This window comes from Collinsella sp. 4_8_47FAA (genome assembly GCF_000763055.1).
GTDB lineage: Bacteria > Actinomycetota > Coriobacteriia > Coriobacteriales > Coriobacteriaceae > Collinsella.
Genome location: NZ_KN214135.1, coordinates 417,946 through 437,624 on the forward strand (window position 1 = coordinate 417,946; position 19,679 = coordinate 437,624).

General features: G+C 61.0%; 14 protein-coding genes. 6 read left to right on the plus strand and 8 right to left on the minus strand.

The window, feature by feature from the left end; all coding sequences use genetic code 11:
• Positions 1–663: 663 nt before the first annotated feature.
• From HMPREF9463_RS05220 to HMPREF9463_RS11575, 8 genes are all read right to left on the minus strand, one after another.
• Positions 664–5,445 (minus strand): 2-hydroxyacyl-CoA dehydratase, encoded by a 4,782-nt coding sequence (locus tag HMPREF9463_RS05220; protein WP_035137599.1) that lies wholly within the window; start codon positions 5,443–5,445, stop codon positions 664–666.
• 12 nt (positions 5,446–5,457) lie between these two features.
• On the minus strand, positions 5,458–6,168 hold the full coding sequence (locus HMPREF9463_RS05225) for a TetR/AcrR family transcriptional regulator (RefSeq protein ID WP_035137602.1): 711 nt from the start codon (positions 6,166–6,168) through the stop codon (positions 5,458–5,460).
• 121 nt (positions 6,169–6,289) lie between these two features.
• Positions 6,290–7,147, minus strand: a complete 858-nt coding sequence (locus HMPREF9463_RS05230; protein WP_035137603.1) for an HAD-IIB family hydrolase — start codon at positions 7,145–7,147, stop codon at positions 6,290–6,292.
• 113 nt (positions 7,148–7,260) lie between these two features.
• Positions 7,261–8,493, minus strand: coding sequence for an MFS transporter (locus HMPREF9463_RS05235; RefSeq protein WP_198019928.1), 1,233 nt, complete (start codon positions 8,491–8,493; stop codon positions 7,261–7,263).
• Positions 8,494–8,623: 130 nt separating this feature from the next.
• A complete protein-coding gene (locus HMPREF9463_RS05240; protein WP_035137606.1) occupies positions 8,624–9,286 on the minus strand; it encodes a TetR/AcrR family transcriptional regulator in 663 nt (220 codons plus the stop codon).
• A 74-nt stretch (positions 9,287–9,360) separates the two neighbouring features.
• Positions 9,361–9,699: a P-II family nitrogen regulator gene (locus HMPREF9463_RS05245; protein ID WP_035137607.1), complete on the minus strand. Its 339-nt coding sequence runs from the start codon at positions 9,697–9,699 to the stop codon at positions 9,361–9,363.
• Between the two features lie 150 nt (positions 9,700–9,849).
• Positions 9,850–11,127 (minus strand): ammonium transporter, encoded by a 1,278-nt coding sequence (locus HMPREF9463_RS05250; RefSeq protein WP_035137608.1) that lies wholly within the window; start codon positions 11,125–11,127, stop codon positions 9,850–9,852.
• A gap of 198 nt (positions 11,128–11,325) precedes the next feature.
• Positions 11,326–12,885 (minus strand): putative ABC transporter permease, encoded by a 1,560-nt coding sequence (locus tag HMPREF9463_RS11575; protein WP_369796791.1) that lies wholly within the window; start codon positions 12,883–12,885, stop codon positions 11,326–11,328.
• Between the two features lie 228 nt (positions 12,886–13,113).
• On the opposite strand from HMPREF9463_RS11575, the gene HMPREF9463_RS05265 reads away from it, so the two are divergent.
• The 6 genes from HMPREF9463_RS05265 to HMPREF9463_RS05290 all read left to right on the plus strand — a co-directional run bounded on the left by HMPREF9463_RS05265 (position 13,114) and on the right by HMPREF9463_RS05290 (position 19,638).
• Complete coding sequence (locus HMPREF9463_RS05265; RefSeq protein WP_035137609.1) at positions 13,114–14,895, plus strand: 1-deoxy-D-xylulose-5-phosphate synthase; 1,782 nt, start codon at positions 13,114–13,116, stop codon at positions 14,893–14,895.
• 457 nt (positions 14,896–15,352) lie between these two features.
• Positions 15,353–16,348 carry a glutamate ABC transporter substrate-binding protein gene (locus HMPREF9463_RS05270; RefSeq protein WP_035137610.1) on the plus strand — a complete coding sequence of 332 codons (996 nt, stop codon included), beginning with the start codon at positions 15,353–15,355 and terminating at the stop codon, positions 16,346–16,348.
• 138 nt (positions 16,349–16,486) lie between these two features.
• Positions 16,487–17,146 (plus strand): amino acid ABC transporter permease, encoded by a 660-nt coding sequence (locus HMPREF9463_RS05275; RefSeq protein WP_035137611.1) that lies wholly within the window; start codon positions 16,487–16,489, stop codon positions 17,144–17,146.
• On the plus strand, positions 17,143–17,976 hold the full coding sequence (locus HMPREF9463_RS05280) for an amino acid ABC transporter permease (RefSeq protein ID WP_035137612.1): 834 nt from the start codon (positions 17,143–17,145) through the stop codon (positions 17,974–17,976). The genes HMPREF9463_RS05275 and HMPREF9463_RS05280 overlap by 4 nt, the downstream gene beginning before the upstream one ends.
• Before the next feature lie 36 nt (positions 17,977–18,012).
• Entirely contained in the window at positions 18,013–18,777 is a 765-nt protein-coding gene (locus tag HMPREF9463_RS05285) for an amino acid ABC transporter ATP-binding protein (RefSeq protein WP_035137613.1), read from the plus strand.
• Between the two features lie 51 nt (positions 18,778–18,828).
• Entirely contained in the window at positions 18,829–19,638 is an 810-nt protein-coding gene (locus tag HMPREF9463_RS05290) for a gamma-glutamyl-gamma-aminobutyrate hydrolase family protein (protein ID WP_035137614.1), read from the plus strand.
• Positions 19,639–19,679: the final 41 nt, after the last annotated feature.

Sequence of the window (19,679 nt, forward strand, 5' to 3'; positions counted from 1 at the left end):
CCGACGACCGCACAGCTCCCCGGGTCGCCTATCGCCTCCGCCAGCCTGTCGTAGCCCTCGGGGTCGGCCCTGAAGCTCCCGCTCCAGATCTTCCTCCCGAGGCCGTCGAGCAGGCACAGGACATGCACGTCCTTGTGCGTGTCGACGCCCGCGATGACCGTTTCGCCTTCCATTTTCGCTCCCCTCGGTCTGCCGCCTGCTCCGCGCCCGAGCCTCCCAGACATTGCACTGACGGGAGCGCTACAATCAAGTTGCCTTATCCGATTGTCCGCGCTCATGCTCCTATTAGGTCATGGCAGGACTCCGGGTCGCGGAAGCCGGGGCGAGACAGGTCGGATTTGAGGACGGCCGAAGAGGCGTCAGCAGGTCAGTGGGTCATCGTCCCGGCGTTCAGCATCAGGGTAGCGCTGCGACGCGGAAATCGCGCGCTGTTGACGCGCCCCCGCAGTGCCCGCTTCCCCCAAGGACAATTATCAGTGCAGGTCGCGAGAGTCTAAAAAGGCGGTGTGCTCAGGAGGTTCGCGTTTTTCCCCGCACTTCCGAAATTCGAGTGCACAGAAGGCTGCAACAAAACGATTTACGCAACATATGTCCAAGCAAAAACGGGTGGTAGCCGGTACGGCCACCACCCGTTTGTCTCATATCCAGCCCATAGCAGGCCAGCTACTTCTTAATGCCGCGTCCCAGGCGCTCAGCGACCGACGCCACGGCGCTCTCATCGACCGAACCGCAGCTCACGCAGCCGTCGTGGGCACGCATCTGGCCGGTGACCTCGTCCATCGCGAGCGGCGCCACCTTCTCGAGCTTAAAGCCCTTGCCGGCGCGCATGTTTTCCTTGGCCACGCTGATCATGAGCTTAATGCGGTTGAGCTGGTTGACCTCGGACGCACCAGGATCATAGTCCACCGCAACGATGTTGCTCTCGGGATGCTGGCGGCGCAGCTCCTTAATCACGGCCTTGCCCACCACGTGATTGGGCAGGCACGCGAAGGGCTGCGTGCAGATGATATTGGGTGCGCCATGATCGATCAGGTCGAGCATCTCGGCCGTGAGCAGCCAGCCCTCGCCCATGTTGTTGCACACCGAAAGCACCGTGCGGGCCTTGTCGGCCATGGTGCCGATGCGCTCGGGCGCCTCGAAGCGGCGGGACTTCTCGAGCATCTCCTCCACCGGCGTGCGCATCCAGTCCACGAGCTTGATGAGCGCCTGCATACCAGCGCGCGTGGTAGCGGAGCTTCCCAACTCGTCCTTCTGCAGCTCGGCGTTGCTCATGGAGTACAGGAAAAAGTCGAGCAGACCCGGCACCACGGCCTCGCAGCCCTCGCGCTCGATGACATCGACCACGTGGTTGTTGGCTGTGGGATGGAACTTGACCAGGATCTCGCCGACCACGCCCACGCGCGGCTTGGTACCCTCGCCCACGAGCGGCATGGTGTCGAACGCGCGGATGGCCTCGCGGCACAGCTTGGTGTAGTTGTGGCGGTTAAACTTGGGCGCCAGCTTGCGAGCGCGCGCCATGTACTCCTCGTAGAGCGCGTTGGCGGCACCGGGCGTAGCCTCGTACGGGCGGCAGCGATAGAGCATCTGCATCATCACGTCGCCAAAGAGCACCGCGTAGACTGCCTGCTTAAGCAGCGCCGGCGTAATCTTAAAGCCGGGGTTGTCCTCGCCCAGCGCCACGGCCGAAAGCGAGATCACCGGGATCTCGGGGTGGCCGCTCTCGCGCAGGGCCTTGCGGATGAGTGCGATGTAGTTGGTGGCACGGCAGCCGCCGCCGGTCTGGCTGATAACCACGGCTGTCTTGGACAGGTCGTATCGACCGCTCTCGATGGCCTCCATAATCTGGCCCGTCACCAGGATCGACGGATAGCAGATGTCGTTGTTCACGTAGCGCAGGCCGGCCTCGACGGCATCGTGATCGGTCGAGGGCAGCAGCTCCAAGTTGTAGCCGGCACCGCGGAACACCTCTTTGACCAGGTCAAAGTGGATCGGCGCCATCTGCGGGCACAGGATGGTGTAGCCCTCCTCGCGCATCTGCTCGGTAAAGGGCACCTTGGGCCACGCGGTCGAAGCACTCTCGCGCTGCGCCTCGAACGTGTACTTACGGCTCGCGAACGCGGGGGCATCCGTGGAGGGCGCCACCGGCGCGGCATCGCCCTGCTCGTAAGTCTCGCCCGCGGCCGTAGCCTCGGCCAGGCGCTCGGCCTCCTGGTCCTTGAGCGCCGCCATGAGCGAGCGAATACGGATACGCGCGGCGCCCAAGTTGGACACCTCGTCAATCTTGAGCACGGTGTAAATCTTGCCGCTGGCCTCCAGGATCTCCTGCACCTGATCAGTGGTCAGAGCGTCCAGGCCGCAGCCGAAGGAATTGAGCTGGATCAGGTCCAGGTCGTTGCGCATCGTCACAAAACGGGCGACGGCGTACAGGCGGCTGTGATACATCCACTGATCGACGACGCGAATCGGACGCTCGGGCTTCACCAGATGCGCGAGCGAATCCTCGGTAAAGACCGCAAAGCCAAAGCTCGAGATAAGCTCGGGCAGGGCATGGTTGATCTCGGGGTCGTTATGGTAGGGACGACCGGCGAGCACGATGCCGTGACCGCCGTGGTCCTCGACCCACTTGAGAGCCTCCTCGCCCATGGTCTGGATATCCTCGTGGAAGCGCGCGTCGGCCTCAAAAGCAGCGTTGACGGCGGCATCAACCTCGGAGCGCGTGATTTTAGGACCGCGCACGCGACCGCGACCGGCCTCAGCATCGGCCACACGGTCGACGGCGAGCACCTGGTACAGGCGGCGCTTGAGCTCGGTCTTGTCGTGATACGGCACAAACGGATACAGGAACTCGATGTTCTGCTCGCGGATCTCGTCAATATTGAGCGCCAGCGCCGTGGGGTAGCTCATGACGATGGGGCAGTTATAGCAGTTGCCAGCCGTCGGATCCTCCTTGCGCTCCCAACGCACGCACGGCATCCAGATGAAGTCGACATCGCGGTCGATGAGGTTCATCACATGGCCGTGGCTCATTTTTGCCGGGTAGCACACGCTCTCGGACGGCATGGACTCGATGCCCGCCTGGTAGGTCTTCTTGCTCGACTGGTCGGACAGCTGCACGCTAAAGCCCAGGCGCGTAAAGAACGCGTGCCAGAAGGGGTAGTTCTCGTACATGTTGAGCGCGCGCGGGATGCCGACGGTGCCGCGCGGGGCCTCGTCGGGGCTCAGGACCTCGCGGTTAAAGAGCAGCTCGTTTTTCTTTTTGAAGAGGTTGGGGGCCTCGGTCTTCTGCTTTTTGTGGCCGGCGCCCTTCTCGCAGCGGTTGCCGGTAATGAAGCGCCTGCCACCGCCAAAGTCGTTGACGGTAAGCTGGCAGTTGTTGGAGCAACGGCCGCAGCGGACATGCTTTTGCGTCACGGTGAGGTGCGCGATGTCCTCAGCCGAAAGAATGGTCGAGGTGCCGTCGGCGCCGGCGCGATCGCGGGCGAGCAGGGCCGCACCGTAGGCGCCCATGCAGCCGGCGATGTCGGGACGCACGGCATGAACGCCGGTGAGCTGCTCAAACGCGCGCAGCGTGGCATCGGACATAAAGGTGCCGCCCTGGACGATTACCTGGCTGCCGATCTCCTTGGGATCGCGCAGCTTAATGACCTTGAACAGGGCATTCTTGATGACGGAATAGGACAGGCCGGCGGCGATGTCGCCCACCGTGGCGCCTTCCTTTTGCGCCTGCTTGACGCGCGAGTTCATAAAGACCGTGCAGCGACTTCCCAGGTCGACCGGGGCTTTGGCATGGATGGCGGCGTTGGCGAACGCGCGCACGTCCATGTTCATAGAGACGGCGAAGCTCTCGATAAAGCTACCGCAACCCGACGAGCAGGCCTCGTTGAGCATGATGTGCTCGATGACGCCGTCCTTGACGCGCAGGCACTTCATGTCCTGGCCGCCGATGTCCAGAATGAACTCGACGCCGGGCAGGAACGCCTTGGCGCCGCGCAGGTGCGCGACGGTCTCGATCTCGCCGGAGTCGGCCTTGAGGGCCTCGATGAGCAATGCCTCGCCGTAGCCCGTGGTGGTCACGTGGCCAATGGTGCAGCCGGCGGGAATGTGGTTGTAGAAATCGGCCATGATGACCTTGGCCGTGCCCAGGATGTCGCCGTTGTTGTTGCCGTACCAGGTGTGCAGCAGCTGGCCGTCCTCGCCCACGAGTGCGGCCTTCATGGTGGTGGAGCCGGCGTCGATGCCGATGAACACGCGGCCGGTGTAGCCGTCGAGTTTGCCCTTGGGGACGACCTCGGTGTCGTGGCGACCCTTGAACTCGGCAAAATCATCGTCGGTGGCAAAGAGCGGATCCAGACGCTCGACCTCGGCACCCTGTGTGTCGCCCAGGGCATCGATGGCCTCGATGAGCTGCGGGAACGTGCTGAGCTTGTTGGACTCATGCGCCATGGCGGCACCGCTCGCCACAAACAGGTGAGCGTTTTGGGGCACGATACGGTGCTCCTCGTCCAGGTTGAGCGTGAGGTAGAAGCGGTGGCGCAGCTCGGAGAGATACTGCAGCGGGCCGCCCAGGAAGGCAACGTTGCCGCGGATGGGACGGCCGCACGCCAGGCCCGAGATGGTCTGGGTCACGACGGCCTGGAAGATGGAGGCAGCCACGTCCTCGGGGCGGGCGCCCTCGTTGAGCAGCGGCTGGACGTCGGTCTTGGCAAAAACGCCGCAGCGGCTGGCGATGGGATAGATGGTGGTGGCGTTGGCAGCGAGCTCGTTGAGGCCGCTCGCGTCGGTGTGCAGCAGGGTTGCCATCTGATCGATGAACGCGCCCGTGCCGCCGGCGCAGGTGCCGTTCATGCGCTGCTCGATGCCGTTGTCGAAGTAGATGATTTTGGCGTCCTCGCCGCCCAGCTCGATGGCAACATCGGTGGCCGGGATGAGGGTCTCGACGGCACGCTTGCTGGCGATGACCTCCTGAACAAACTCCAGGTCGAGCCACTGGGACAGCAGCAGACCGCCCGAACCGGTAATGGCACAGGTCATCTGGGCCGTCGGCAGCACGGTCGCAGCACCCTCGAACAGGTCGCGGGCGCAAGCGCGGACGTCGGTGTGGTGGCGCTGGTACTTGGCGTAGACAATCTGGTTATCGTCGTTGAGCACGGCGAGCTTAACGGTGGTGGAGCCCACGTCAATGCCCAGGTGCAGGTTGCCGCGGGCGGCCTCGGGGTTGAAGATCGCGCCTTCGGGGGCCTGGGCGGCGGCTACGGGCTCAGCGGCGGTGGCGAGCTCGCTAGCGACGGACGTCTCCCCTGCCGCGTTCTTGGCATCGGCAACTGCCTCGGCAACTTTCTCGGCAGCTGCGGTCGCGGCCTTCTGCGCGGCATCCACCACGGCGGGTGCAGCCTCACGCGCGGCAGCGACCATACGGTCCTTAATGCCCTCGACGAGTTTGCTCATCTGTCTCTCCTCTTAGTTGTTGGACTCGACGGTTGCGGCGGTGTCGACCGCGTCCTCGAGCTGCAAGTTCAATAGCTTCATGCCGTATTCCGGCACGTTGATATCGATGGGTTGGCCATACAGGTCGCCGGGGCGCACAAAGGCGATAACCGTCATAATGCGCGCCATGGCTTCGGGCGATTCGGTGAGCCCACGCTCAAACCAGCGCTGAATCAGACCGACCTCGGCACTCACGACGTAGGTGACGTAGTAGTCAAAGAACGTGCCCAGCGCCAGGCCCAAAATGCCCGTCTGCGCACGAGGCACCACGGCCTCACGCGCGGTGTCGATAATCTTTTTAATGAAAGCCTGGTCGCCGCCCGGGCCCAGCAGCGATCCGATTAAATCGCGGTTGGCCGCAAGGTAGCGCAGCAACTCAACCGAACCGGGTGCCGGCTCGAGCTCATCGATGTTGTGATAGAGATCGGGTAGCTGAGCTGCGGTGATGAGCTCAATGCGCTCACGGATCTCGGCCAGCAAGCCGTCCTCGATTTGATTGATAAAGTCGGGGATATCACGGTAGTGCGAATAGAACGTGCGGCGTGTAAGACCGGCACGCTCGGTGAGCGACGCGACGCTAATGCGCGAAAGGTCGCCGCTTTCGGCAAGTTCGCTGGCAAGTGCCTGGCGAAGGGCACGCTGCGAGCGAAGGGACCGGCGATCGCATTTCTCGAGCTGGGACAAGCGTCCTCCTTGTTACTCTGCCTGTGCGCTATTGCACAGTGCGAGTATTATTGCACACCGTGTGCATCAACACGTAAAGGCAATATTTGGGATGTGACGAAGGGGCAGTCCTTTTGTCGCATTATTCGATGACGGTGCGGGAGTTTTGCTTATGCATGGTGGCAAGCATGTGTTTGGGGACGGCGTGGACCATGCAGCTGCCGATGGTCGCGCTCGCAGCGGCCTTGGCTGCATCGCTAGCGTTTTTGGTCGCGTAGCTGTGACGGAAGCGTTTGAGCATTGCAATGTCATTGCCGCCGTCGCCGTAAACCGCGACCTCGTCCTCGGCAATACCGTAGTAGCCCGCCAGCCAGGCCACGCTCTCACCCTTGTTGCACGCCACGTCCGTGATCTCGAACATCACCGGATCGAACGGCGCGTTGACCACGCGGTCCGATCGCTCGGCCAGATACGCCTTAAGGTCACGCTCCAGCTCGGGCGAGGTCACGCGGCAGTTGATCTTGCACACATCGTGGCGCAGGATGTCGCCGATCGACTGATCGAAATACTGTTCCTCGTGATAGCCGCCACGCGCGCGCATGCCGCGCATCACGATGCGCTTGATAGGACTGTCCTTTTTAAAGCCTGCCTGGTGCATCTCGAACGATCCACTCGAGAACATGCCATCGGGCGTGGAGCAGTCAAAACAGATATCCGGAAACTCCTTGAGCAGCTCCTCGGTAATCTGCGGGTCGATGGTCCAGGTCCTGAGCACCTCGCCATGGCTGTCGCGCACGATGGACCCATTGGAGCAGCAGGCGTCAAGCGCCAGGCCCGTAAAGCCATGCTCGCCGATCGGCAGCGTCGAGCGTCCGGTCGCGGGAACCACATGCAGGCCAGCCTCGGTCAGCTCGCGAATGGCGCGGCGGATGGTCCCATCCGCCTCATGCAGGGCGTTCAGCAGTGTTCCGTCTAAGTCACTCGCAAACATCTTGATCATGGGCGTGCCTTTCCTTCGTCTGCACGATATTGTAGACGAAGGAGAGGCATGCCCAGACAACGGCGTCCCGGCGCGGTGCGCCACTGCCTCCACAAATTCACGGTGCCTCAGCGCTAAGACAATCGCCACAAGCGACTTTTCAGCCGATAAAACAGCGCCGTCGTCAACGTCAGCACCGCCAACATGCCTGCGAATACAATCGCCGGTGTCCATCGATCATATGCGAGCCCATAAACCAATTGGCCAATAGGCGTTGCACAGGAAAGCATCATATAAACGAGTGCCAGCACTTTTCCGCAGAGTTCCTTTGGCGCTGACCGCTGAACGAATGAAACGATTTCAACCGATGTAATGCTTGCCCACGCCATGACCCATGCCGAGCCGGCCGCAAGCGCGGCAAACGCAAATTCATCAGGACCGCTCAGTAGCGTGACAATAATCGGTACGACTCCAAAACAGACCATCGCAACATATCGACATATGCCCTTGAAGGAAAAACGATGCGGCCAAATACCGACCAAACCACTGCCGACAAGACCACCCAAGCCCATAGCCACCTCAATAATCCCAACAAAGGATGACTGTATTCCGAAATGCTTTGAAACAACAATGGGAGCACCAATCGTTAACCCAACTAACGCAAGGTTCAAAATAGCCGCAAGCAAAAACACAACGAGCAATGATGTGTTTTGAACCAGGTACCGAATCGACTCCCGGAAATCGCTTCGGCATGTCGAGCAAGTCGTAATGTCCCCTGTCATTCCAAATGAGGCATATCGCTTGAGTGTGCCCCCGAACAGTAGGGCTGACATCGCAAACGTCAACGCCGCGGTTTCGCATAGAGCATCGATACCAAAGCACCCATAGACTGCCGTCCCGACTACAGGCCCCAAGATATTGCTCGCCATGGTTACCTGCGAGACCAACGCTGTGGCACGCTCAACCTTTTCTTGGCCCATCATGTGCACCGTCTCAATTTGAAGCATCGGTTTCAGCAGCGATTGGATGCCATATTGGACGCAAAGTATTGCTACCACGACAACGGCAAGAGGCAGCGAACGCTTCATGGGGATAAACAGCAGTGATGCAGTCATCAGAACAATGCCGAGCACCACAAGAACCCCGCGATGTCTTCCCCGATCCGCCAAAATCCCGCCAACCGGAGTCGCGAGCACGCCCGGTATGAACGCTATCGCCGCGACGGCGCCATATAACGTTGACGAGCCGCTGCAATCGAACAAGTAAAGCGGGCACACAAAGCACAGTGCCGACAACATCGAATACGCGCACAGCTGTGCAACAAGAAGACCGAAAAGCCTGATAGATCGCACTGTTTTTTGCGCCAACGAGACATTGCTCCTCCGCATTCCAGCCATAAGCCTGCCCCCTATACATACCATTAGTATGTATTTAATGACTTGAAAAGGGCAGCCGTGGCTACCCTTACAAATCAATTACATACCGTCAGTATCTATATTACCACCCGGCACGGTTCCATACGTCCCAAATCTGGGCCGTTGTCTGGAGCACTTCATTACCCAAATCAAGCCCCACCGCGGCCGCCATCTGCGCCAAACATTGTGCGCGAGCAAGCATTCGCTCCTTGGGCTCGAGCGGACGGAACAATGGCAGCAGCCAAAGATTCGCTAACAACGATACGGCCTCCGCTGCTTCGCGCGGGCATTCGCACGCAATGGAGCCGTCGGCGATGCCCTCCTCGATTACTGGCAAGAGATTGCCATCGGCCGACTCGTCAAACGAACCTTGGTACTGCATCGCCAGCAGCCGCGAGCTTTTTACCGGATCTGCCGCAGGATGCATGCGAGCCCATAGCTCGATTTGCGGAACGACGGACTCGGGCGCATAAAGTCGTTTGAGCTTTTGAGCTCCCGTCATATTGCCAGCACCGAGTGTCGCGCGACGGTGCTCAGCAATCGGAGCCGTTGCCCGATCAAATGCGGCGTTGAAAATCTCCTCTTTGCTCTTAAAGTGATGATAGACAGCACCCTTGGTCATGCCATCGAGGCGGTCGACGATGTCTTGAATGCTCGTCCCCTCATAACCCTGTACGCAGAATAGCTCCAACGCCGCGTCGAGAATCTTCGCGACAGTCTCCTCGGGATATTTATTACGACCCATAATCCGTCCATCCACAACGCAAGTCTTGTGCCTCATTGCAGCATTTTAACGTTGCGGATGGCAGGCGGTCGATTCTACACCGCGGCGGGGCCGCGTTCGCCGGTACGGATGCGGATGACTTCCTCGACCGGCTCGACCCAAATCTTACCGTCTCCAACGGCACCGGTGCGAGCGGCGTTGCAGATAATCTCGACAATGCCATCAACATGTTCATCGGCACAGATAAGGGTGAACTGTACCTTGGGAATCGTGTTGACAAGCAACTCGTTGCCGCGCACGTATTCCTTCCAGCCATGCTGTGCGCCGCAGCCCTGCACCTGGTTGATAGTCATGCCGCGAACATCGGCAGCAAACAGCGCGTCTTTAAGAACCTCAAGTTTCTCAGCACGAACGATCGCCGTAATCTTCTTCATAGTGAATTCCTCTCTTCAATAAAAGAAATGAATTGCCATTCAATGACGCGGGTTTCCCAGGTGCCGCAGATTGGGTTGAAAGAGGAGCGCCGCGTACTTTTGTACGCAAGCGACGGTTTGAAACCCAAGGTGCGGTGCCTGGGGAAGCCGCTAATCGAGCCCGGAGAACGAAGGATACGCGCTCTCGCCGTGCTGACTCGCATCCAGGCCCAGCGCCTCGTCGGCCTCGTCCACACGCAGGCTGCCATGGAACAGCGCCTTGACCACCGCGGCGATCACCAAGTCGAGCACCAGCACAATAACGACCGTCACCACAATGCCCAGGACCTGCGAGACGAGCAGCGACACGTCACCCGTGTAGAACAGGCCACCCTTACCGGTCCACGAGAGCTCCGGCACACAGAACAGGCCCGTGAGCACGCCGCCCAAGATGCCGCCGATACCGTGGCAACCGAACGCGTCGAGCGCATCGTCGTAGCCAAACTTGGTCTTAAGATGGCTGATGGCCAGGTAGCAGACGGGCGATACAATCAGGCCCATGACCAGCGCTGCCCACGGTTCGACAAAGCCCGCGCCCGGCGTGACCACCACAAGGCCCGCAACCAAACCGGTGCTGGCGCCCACCAGCGTGGGACGACCGGTGTGCACGCGCTCAACGGCGAGCCACGAGACCATGCCCGCCGCGCTGGCCGTCACGGTATTGAGGATGGCGAGTGCCGCAACGGCGTCGGCATTAAACTCGCTGCCGCCGTTAAAGCCAAACCAGCCAAACCAAAGCAGGCCGGCGCCCAGCGCCACAAACGGCACGTTATGCGGACGGTAGCTCACCATGCCAAAACCACGACGACGGCCGAGCATTAAGCAGAGAATCAGGCCCGTCAGACCGGACGAAATGTGTACCACGTCGCCGCCGGCAAAGTCGAGTGCGCCGATGATGTCGCCGATAAAGGAGCCATCGCCGCCCCAGACCATGTGGGCGAGCGGCGCATAGACCACGAGCAGCCAAATGCCCAGGAAGGCCGTCATGGCACCAAACTTAACGCGGCCGGCCAGGCTGCCCGTGACGATGGCGGCAGTGATCATGGCAAACGCCATCTGGAAGGCGATGTTGATGATCTGAGGGTAGACGGCACCATCCGCAGCATTGCCCTCGGCCGCCTGCAGCACCTGGCCGAGCACCGGCAGGCACAGCAGCTGGTCAAGGCCTCCAATAAACGGGCTCGAGCCGTCGCCGCCGTAGGCCAGCGACCAGCCGGCAACAATCCACAGCACACCAACCAGACCAATGGCGCCAAAGCACATGAGCATAGTGTTGATGACATTTTTGCGCCTGGACAGGCCGCCATAGAAAAACGCCAGACCCGGTGTCATTAAAAACACGAGCATGGTGCAGATGAGCATAAACGTTGTCGATCCCGTATCGTACATTCGCTCCCCCTTGGTCGCATGAACGTTGTCGGCGCCCATAATGGGGCCGAGGGGCAACTGGTGTAGACCAGATACGGCGTTGTTAAACGCTGCGTTGTCGAATGGAAACGGTGCCGCAATCTTGGAAACGGCGCAGCAACGGGCGCGAAACGAACGGGAAATACGCGGGCAAGGGAGCCGTGGGCGCGCCCGTCCCGGCTAGCGCCGAAACAGCTCGTGAGCGCGGTCGCGGAGATTGGTTGCTCGAATGACACCTTCGTAGCGATTGATGCGCAGACGCGGGAAGGCGTTAAAGAAGCGTAGGTCGCGGCGGCTGAGTGACACGCTCGGCACCGGACGGCTCATGCGCTTGCCGGCAAGGCGACGACTGAGCGACGGACGCGGCATGCTCGGCGCGGCATCGGCCACGCGGCGGGCAGCGAGTGCCAGGCCGCGAGCACCATCCGCGATAAACGTCGGCATCGAAGCCTTCTCACGAAGAGCATCGAGCGCCGCGTCGCCTAGCTCGGCCAGCCACGCGTTAACCGCACGGCTGCGGACATGCGTCTGTGCCACCGAGTCGATCGCCGAATCGGGAATACGTTCGAGCATGGAGTCGGACGCATCGGCAAGCGACTCATTGATGCGGTCGGCAAGGTCAGCACGCACACGCTCCAGCTGATCGGACAGGCGACGCCAGCTGGCCAACGAGCACGCCGCGTCGACCATCATCGCAACCGCGGCGATAAAGGCGGACAGCCGCACAATCAGCACCGGCAGATGGCCAAGCAGCCCCAGCAATGCCGGCTCTACTAAACGGCAAATGCACAGCGCACCCAAGCCAAACGCGCAGGCCCAGTACAGACAGATGCGTCCGTGCAAGTTAAACGGCAGGTGCGAGTAGTCCCAAAAGCGCGCGCCTGTTGTTTTTTCCAGCAGCGCGCCTACGCTGTACTCGATCACGCTGCATACGAGCGCCGCGGCGACAAACTGGCTCGAGGCATCCGGAATCCCACGCAGCAAAAGCCAGCAGGCTATGCCGCCCACACCATAGATAGGACAACACGGCCCCAGCAAAAATCCACTGTTGGCAAATCGTCCGTGATTGAGCATGGCGCAGACCGTCGACTCCCATGCCCAGCCGCAAAACCCGTAAAAGGCAAATGAGAGCACCAGTGCCGAGAGCGGGCAGGCGGCAAGCGTCGCGCCGCCAAGCGCCATATCAATCGCGGTTTCCACCGTCTGCCCTCTCCTCTTTTCACTCGATGCTTTACTCACGCTATCGTCCGCCCCGTCCTTGCGCGGCAGGCGGCCGGCGACCGTCTCGCGCAGAGCACACCATTTATCCGCCAGGCACACAATCCAAGCCTCACGACACGTCGGCGGCACCGGCACCAGCGGAAACATATGCCGCACGATAATATTCCGTTCGCGCGACGTCAGCTCAAAATCTTCCTCCGCGCGCGCTAGGGCAAAAAACGGGTGGCGAAAGCCATGCAGCCGATGGCTTGGGTCGGGATCGTGCCAATCGTAGAGAAAGTAATCGTGTAACAAGGCTCCGCGCAGCAGCGAGGCACGGTCGATCGAAACACCGACGCGGCCCAGGCGCTCGGCAAAGGACAGGCTCGTCCGCGCTACCGAAGTCACATGTGCATAGACCGTCACGTCACCATGCTGGATAAACTCGCGCGTCAGGTCCAAGCGACCCGCCTGGGCCAGCTGGCGGGCGGCATCGTCGACCTCGTGCGCGATTTTCTCGGCACGGACGGCATCGGACATGCTGCCTCCTTCCAGCGGCTCACGGCGGCAAGCCACGGCTTACACGCATGAAATAAAATCATCATCGAATCTATCAGTATGGCATCGGACAAAACGTTTTGCCCCGCCAGTTGGCGAATTACCGCGCCGCCGTCACATATCAAACGCCAAAATGTGCGAGACTGTTTTGTGCAATTGTGCCGGCCGAGGGAGTGCCGGCGCACGATTCGCATGGAGTAACCCACAACGATGCTGCTTACGCAAACGACAACGCCCGAGGACGTCAAGGCTCTCGACCGCGCCGAGCTTCCGCTGCTCTGCGGCGAGATTCGCCACGCCATCCTCGAAAGCTCCGCCGCCGTCGGCGGGCACGTTGCCCCCAACTTGGGCGTCGTTGAGCTCACGGTCGCGCTCCATCGCGTGTTTAACTCCCCCACCGACAAAATTGTCTTTGACGTGTCGCACCAGACCTACGCCCACAAGGCGCTAACCGGGCGCGCGTACACCTATATCAATCCGGAACGTTATGGTGAGGCTTCTGGCTTTGCCAATCCCAACGAGTCCGAGCACGACCTGTTCGCCATGGGCCACACCTCCACGTCGGTGAGCCTGGGCTGTGGCCTGGCGCACGCTCGCGACCTGGCGGGCGACACGTATAACGTCATCACCATCATTGGCGACGGCTCGCTTTCGGGCGGCTTGGCGTTTGAGGGCTTCAACAATGCCGCCGAACTCGACAGCAACCTGATCATCATCGTCAACGATAACGACCAGTCCATCGCCGAGAACCACGGTGGCCTCTATCGCAATCTGGCCGAGCTGCGCACCAGCAACGGCACCTGTGAGCGCAACGTTTTCCGCGCGATGGGACTCGACTACCGTTATTTGGACGCCGGCAACGACGTTTTGGCCCTGGTCGACGCGCTGCAGGAACTGCGCAATATCGATCATCCCATCGTGCTGCACGTCTCCACCGCCAAGGGCAAGGGCTTTGAGCCGGCCCAGAGCGACCCCGAACGCTGGCACCACGTGGGTCCGTTTGACATGGCGACTGGGCGCAAGCTCTGCCCGGGCCATCCGAGCGAGCCCGCACCGCGCACCTATGCCGATATTACGGGCGAGGCGCTCAGCACCGCCATCGAGCGCGATTCGCAGGTCGTGGGCATCACGGCCGCCACGCCCTACATCATGGGCTTTACACCCGAGCTTCGCGCTGCGGCCGGCAAGCAGTTTGTCGACGTGGGCATTGCCGAGGAGCACGCTGTGACCTTTGCCACCGCGCTTGCGCGCTCGGGCGCCAAGCCAGTCTTTGGTGTGTACGGCACGTTTTTGCAGCGCGCCTACGACGAGCTGTGGCACGACCTGTGCCTCAACGATGCCCCCGCAACCATCTTGGTGTTTGGCGCGTCGATCTTTGGCACCACATCCGAGACGCACCTCTCGTTCTTTGATATTTCCATGCTGGGCGCTCTTCCCAACATGCGCTACTTGGCGCCGGCCTGCATGGAGGAATACCTGTCCATGCTGAGCTGGTCGCTCGACCACCGCGAGCATCCCGTGGCGATCCGCGTACCGGGCATTGGCCTGGTTAGCCGCCCCGATTTGGCGCCCGCCGAGGACACCGACTACAGCGCCGTTCGCTACAACGTGGTGCGCCAGGGCCGCGACGTTGCCGTGCTCGCGCTCGGCGATTTCTTTGAGCTAGGCGAGCGTGTGGCAAACCGCTTGGCCGCCGAGTACGGTATCGAAGCCACGCTCGTCAACCCGCGCTTCGCAACCGAGCTCGACCGCGAGTTCCTCGACAGCCTTGCCGCCGAGCATCGCGTCGTCGTCACCCTCGAGGACGGCATCTTGGACGGCGGCTGGGGCGAGCGCGTGGCGTGCTACCTGGCCTGCACGCCCGTGCGCACGCGCACCTTCGGCATCGCCAAGGGCTTCCCCGACCGCTATGACCCCAACGAGCTGCTCGCTCAGAACGGCATGACGGTCGAGAACATGGCTGCCGAAGCCGTAAGGCTACTCAACGAGTAAGAAAACCTCCGCAAGGGAAGCATCCCTGCGGAGGTTTTAATTTTCGCGACGCGATTATCTCAATCTGTAACATCTAGAGCCCGAATTCCCGTCCAACTGTTACAGATCTAGATAAGACGTCTTAGTCCCAGACCTTTGTCTCAATCTGTAACAGATAGAGACCTTTTGGCCGTCCAGATGTTACAGATTGAGACATTCGAATTCCCCTGAAGAGAAAATCTCGATCTGTAACAGTTAGAACCCATTTCCTCGTCTACCTGTTACAGATTGAGACAAAGCAGCGAGGCAGGCCGTCACATCTGCAAGAACCACCACAAAGGTGCCTGTCCCTTTTTGGTAGGTAGAATAACCCATAAGGTCAGTATGTTTCTGAGTTATTTCGTGTTGACCCATTTGAGCGCGATAGGGTATAACTCTACTCAACCGCTAGGGATTTTATTGAGAAAGGTGTTCTACCATGAGCAAGAACCTCTCCCAGCAGGTCGTTCTCGACCGTCGCGGCTTCGTTGCCGCCACCTTCGCAACCGTCGCCGGCCTTGGTCTTGCCGGCTGCTCCGACACCAGCGCCGAGGCCGACAAGGGTTCCGCCGCCGGTTCCTCCAAGAGCTCCGAGGATACCGAGGTTTCCGCCACGCTCGATGCCAAGGCATTCGACAAGCTCGTCAACGACGGCCCCAAGGCCGATGACGACGCCATCACCGCCAGCACCTGGGCCACGGCCGTCAAGGACGCCGGCGTCTTTAAGATCGGTGGCGTTCAGACCTCCACGCTCTTCTCCCTCCTCAACGAGAAAGACGGTCAGACCCGCGGCTTCGATGCCGGTATCGCACAGCTCCTGTCCAACTACATTCTGGGCGAGAACAAGGTCGAGATCACCCAGGTGACCTCGGACACGCGCGAGTCCGTCCTGCAGAACGGCCAGGTCGACGCTGTCTTTGCCACCTACACCATCACTGACGAGCGCAAGAAGCTCGTCTCCTTTGCCGGTCCCTATTACTACACGCAGCAGGCTATCCTGGTGCTCGCCGATAACGACGACATCAAGAGCGTCGACGACCTGGCCGACAAGAACGTCGCCGTCCAGTCCGGCTCCAACGGCCCCGCCATCCTGGAGGAGCTCGCTCCCAAGGCCAGCCAGCAGGAGTTCAAGACCGACGAGGAGGCCCGCCAGGCACTCCAGCAGGGTCGTGTTGACGCCTACGTCATCGATAACAACATGCAGCAGAGCGCCCTGGTCCGCGAGCCCGGCAAGTACAAGATCGCCGGCAAGCCCTTCGGCAGCAAGGAGCCCTACGGCATCGGTCTGCCGCTCGATTCCGACGGCGTCGCCTTTGTCAATGACTTCCTTAAGAAGATCGAGGACGACGGCACCTGGACCGAGCTGTGGCAGATCTGCATCGGCGACCGTACGGGCGACACCAATGTTCCCGAGCTGCCCGAGATCGGCGCCTAGGCAGCGAGCCTGGTAACGGCCGCAACGAAACCATATGGAAACGCATGATGCGCTTTATTGCGGTAAACTGTTTCCTCACTGAGTTGTCGGGGCTTCCGTATACACGGGAGCCCCTTTCCTTATCGGCGGGAGGTCCGCATGAGTCTTTCCGAGCTCTGGTCGCTCTATGGCCAGAACTATATCGACGCGCTGCTAGCAACCTGGGGCATGACGCTTGAGTCGTTTGCCATCGCCATGGTGCTGGCCGTCGCCGTCACCGTGATGCGCGTGTCGCCGCTCAAGCCGCTGCGCGTCTTTGGCGACCTGTATGTCCAGGTCTTCCGTAACATCCCCGGCATCGCGCTGCTCATCATCGTCGTCTACGCGCTGCCACCGCTCAAGGTCGTCCTGCCCTACCGCACCTGCGTTATCGTCGCCACGGTCCTTTTGGGCTCGGCCTTTGGCTCCGAGAACTTTATGAGCGGCATCAACACCGTCGGCGTCGGCCAGGTGGAAGCCGCCCGCTCGCTGGGCATGAGCTTCAGCCGTATCCTCGCCAAGATCGTGATTCCGCAGGCACTGCGCTCGAGCGTGCTGCCCATGACCAACCTCTTTATCGCCGTCATGCTCACCACCGCGCTCGGCAGTCAGGTGCCGTTGCAACCGCAGGAGCTCACCGGCGTGGTGAGCTACATCAACACGCGCTCGCTCGGCGGCGTCGCCGCGTTCTTTATCTCGGCGCTCGGCTACCTGGGCACGGCCTTTGTGGTGAGCCACATTGGCAACTACATCGATAAGAAGGTGAGGATCCTCCGATGAGCAAGCACTCCTCCCCTGCGCTTACCATGCGCGATGCGCTCTACGAGGCTCCCGGCCCCAAGATGCGCACCAAGATTCGCATCGGCACCGCCATCTCGCTTGTTGCCGTCGCCGCGCTCGTCGTCCTGGTACTGCAGCGCTTTTATGTGACCGGCCAGCTTTCGGTCCACTATTGGTATTTCTTTACGCACCTCACCACCTGGAAGTTCTTGCTTGCCGGCTTTGAGGGCACCGTTAAAGTCGCACTCACCGCTGGCGCCATCGCGCTGGTGCTGGGCTTAGCCCTTATGCTCGGCCGCACCAGCGACATTAAGCCGCTGCAGCTGGCCTGCCGCGTGCTCACCGATTTCTTCCGCGGCGTGCCGAGCCTGCTGTTCATCTACTTCTTCTTTTTGGTGCTGCCCCAGTACAAAATTGCGCTGCCGTCGTTTTGGATGCTCACGCTTCCCGTCGCGCTCGCTGCCGCCGGCGTACTCGCCGAGATCTTCCGTGCCGGCGTCAACGCCGTGCCGCGCGGCCAGGTCGAGGCGGCCCAGGCACTCGGTCTCTCCAAGGCTAAAATCACCTTTAAAATCGTGTTGCCGCAGGCTATTCGGTTTATCATTCCGTCGTTGATTTCACAGCTTGTGGTCGTTGTCAAAGACACCACCGTCGCCTACGTGGTGAGCTACCCCGACCTGATGCAAAATGCCCGCGTGCTCATTACCAACTACGACGCCCTCGTGTCGGTCTACCTGGTAATCGCGGTCATCTACATCCTCATCAACGTCGCGATCAACAAGGCCGCTGTCTATGTTTCGCACAAGACCGGCGCGACCATCATCCGCTAACGCTTTACCATTTCGAGTCATAAGGAGCCGAGCACCATGGCACAGAGCACCTCTTCCACCGGCAATCAGCCGCTGATCGAGCTCAAGCACGTCGATAAGCACTATGGCGACCTGCACGTCCTCAACGACATCAATCTGTCGGTCGACCGCGGCGAGGTCGTCGTTGTAATTGGCCCCTCGGGCTCGGGCAAGTCGACCATGTGCCGCACCATCAACCGCCTGGAAACCATCGACTCGGGCGAGATCCTCATCGAGGGCGAGCCCCTGCCGCAAGAAGGCAAGGATCTTGCCCGCATGCGTGCCGAACTGGGCATGGTGTTTCAGCAGTTCAACCTGTTTGCACATATGACGGTGCTGCAGAACGTCATGCTGGGACCGGTCGACGTGCTGGGCGTCTCCAAGGACGAGGCTCGTGAGCGCGCCATGGACCTGCTGAGCCGCGTGGGCGTGGCCGAGCAGGCCGATAAGGTGCCCGCACAGCTCTCGGGCGGCCAGCAACAGCGCGTAGCCATCGCCCGTTCACTCGCCATGCAGCCCAAGGCCATGCTCTTTGACGAGCCCACAAGCGCCCTCGATCCCGAGATGATCAACGAGGTGCTCGAGGTCATGGTCCGTCTGGCCCAGCAGGGCATGACGATGATCGTCATCACGCACGAGATGAACTTTGCCCGTCGCGTGGCCGACCGCGTCGTGTTTATGGCCGACGGCCAGATCGTAGAAACCGGCACGCCCGACGAGTTCTTCGACCACCCCCAGACCAAGCGCGCCCAGGACTTCCTCAACTCCATCAAGGGCCACTAACCAGACCGCCCGCCCGCCAGCCATGCCCATCCAAACTCGAAAGCTACACCTATGATCGGAACTCGCACTTCATCGTCCTACACCCCGCATGTCGACGTTGCCCCCGCCGACCGTCCGCTCATCCTCGTCGCGCCGCGCTGGGAAGAGGCAGAGCCGTTTTTAACCGAGATGCTCTCCCCCAACGAGGAAATCGCAAGTGTCTTTGTCGATGCCATCCTTGCCGCTGGCGGCCTGCCGCTGCAGATGTCCATCACCGAGGACATTGAGGTCATCCGTCATTACGTTGATATCGCCGACGGCATCGCCATCCCCGGCGGCCCCGACGTCAATCCCAAACGTTGGGGCGATGATCGACCCTACGATCCCACCCTCTGCTGCGAGATCCGCGATAGCTTTGAGTTTAAGCTGGTCGGCGAGGTGCTCCGTGCCAAAAAGCCGCTCTTTACCACCTGCCGCGGCACGCAGTTGCTCAATGTCGCCACCGGCGGCACCCTGTGCATGGACGTGCCAAGTCTGGGCGCTCGCGAGGGCCGCACGCAGTGGCGCCATACCCACGTGCTCAACGACCCCGTACATCCCGTCGAAGTCGTGCCGGGCTCGCTGCTTGAACGCGCGGTTGGCGGGCACAGGCTGATCCAGACCAACTCCGCACACCACTGCTGCGTCGATCGTCTGGGTAAAAGCACGCGCTTGGTCGCCAAGGCAACCGACGGCGTTCCTGAGTGCATCGAGGTCGAAGGCCAGCCGTTCTGCTTGGGTGTGCAATGGCATCCCGAGTACACCTGGCAGACGCTCGAGACCGACTTTAACCTGTGGAAGTCGTTTGTCGAGGCAGCGGCAAAGGTTAAGCAGGCCCGTTAGTTCGCGGACCGCACAACAGACAAGGGCTCCCCGCCGGCCAC

Bases quoted from the DNA above. Each gene is read 5' to 3' on its own strand.
- HMPREF9463_RS05275 (WP_035137611.1), top strand. From the start codon at position 16,487: ATGAGTCTTTCCGAGCTCTGGTCGCTCTATGGCCAGAACTATATCGAC.
- HMPREF9463_RS05250 (WP_035137608.1), bottom strand. From the start codon at position 11,127: ATGTACGATACGGGATCGACAACGTTTATGCTCATCTGCACCATGCTC.
- HMPREF9463_RS05265 (WP_035137609.1), top strand. From the start codon at position 13,114: ATGCTGCTTACGCAAACGACAACGCCCGAGGACGTCAAGGCTCTCGAC.
- HMPREF9463_RS11575 (WP_369796791.1), bottom strand. From the start codon at position 12,885: ATGTCCGATGCCGTCCGTGCCGAGAAAATCGCGCACGAGGTCGACGAT.
- HMPREF9463_RS05240 (WP_035137606.1), bottom strand. From the start codon at position 9,286: ATGGGTCGTAATAAATATCCCGAGGAGACTGTCGCGAAGATTCTCGAC.
- HMPREF9463_RS05290 (WP_035137614.1), top strand. From the start codon at position 18,829: ATGATCGGAACTCGCACTTCATCGTCCTACACCCCGCATGTCGACGTT.
- HMPREF9463_RS05230 (WP_035137603.1), bottom strand. From the start codon at position 7,147: ATGATCAAGATGTTTGCGAGTGACTTAGACGGAACACTGCTGAACGCC.
- HMPREF9463_RS05280 (WP_035137612.1), top strand. From the start codon at position 17,143: ATGAGCAAGCACTCCTCCCCTGCGCTTACCATGCGCGATGCGCTCTAC.
- HMPREF9463_RS05285 (WP_035137613.1), top strand. From the start codon at position 18,013: ATGGCACAGAGCACCTCTTCCACCGGCAATCAGCCGCTGATCGAGCTC.
- HMPREF9463_RS05220 (WP_035137599.1), bottom strand. From the start codon at position 5,445: ATGAGCAAACTCGTCGAGGGCATTAAGGACCGTATGGTCGCTGCCGCG.
- HMPREF9463_RS05245 (WP_035137607.1), bottom strand. From the start codon at position 9,699: ATGAAGAAGATTACGGCGATCGTTCGTGCTGAGAAACTTGAGGTTCTT.
- HMPREF9463_RS05270 (WP_035137610.1), top strand. From the start codon at position 15,353: ATGAGCAAGAACCTCTCCCAGCAGGTCGTTCTCGACCGTCGCGGCTTC.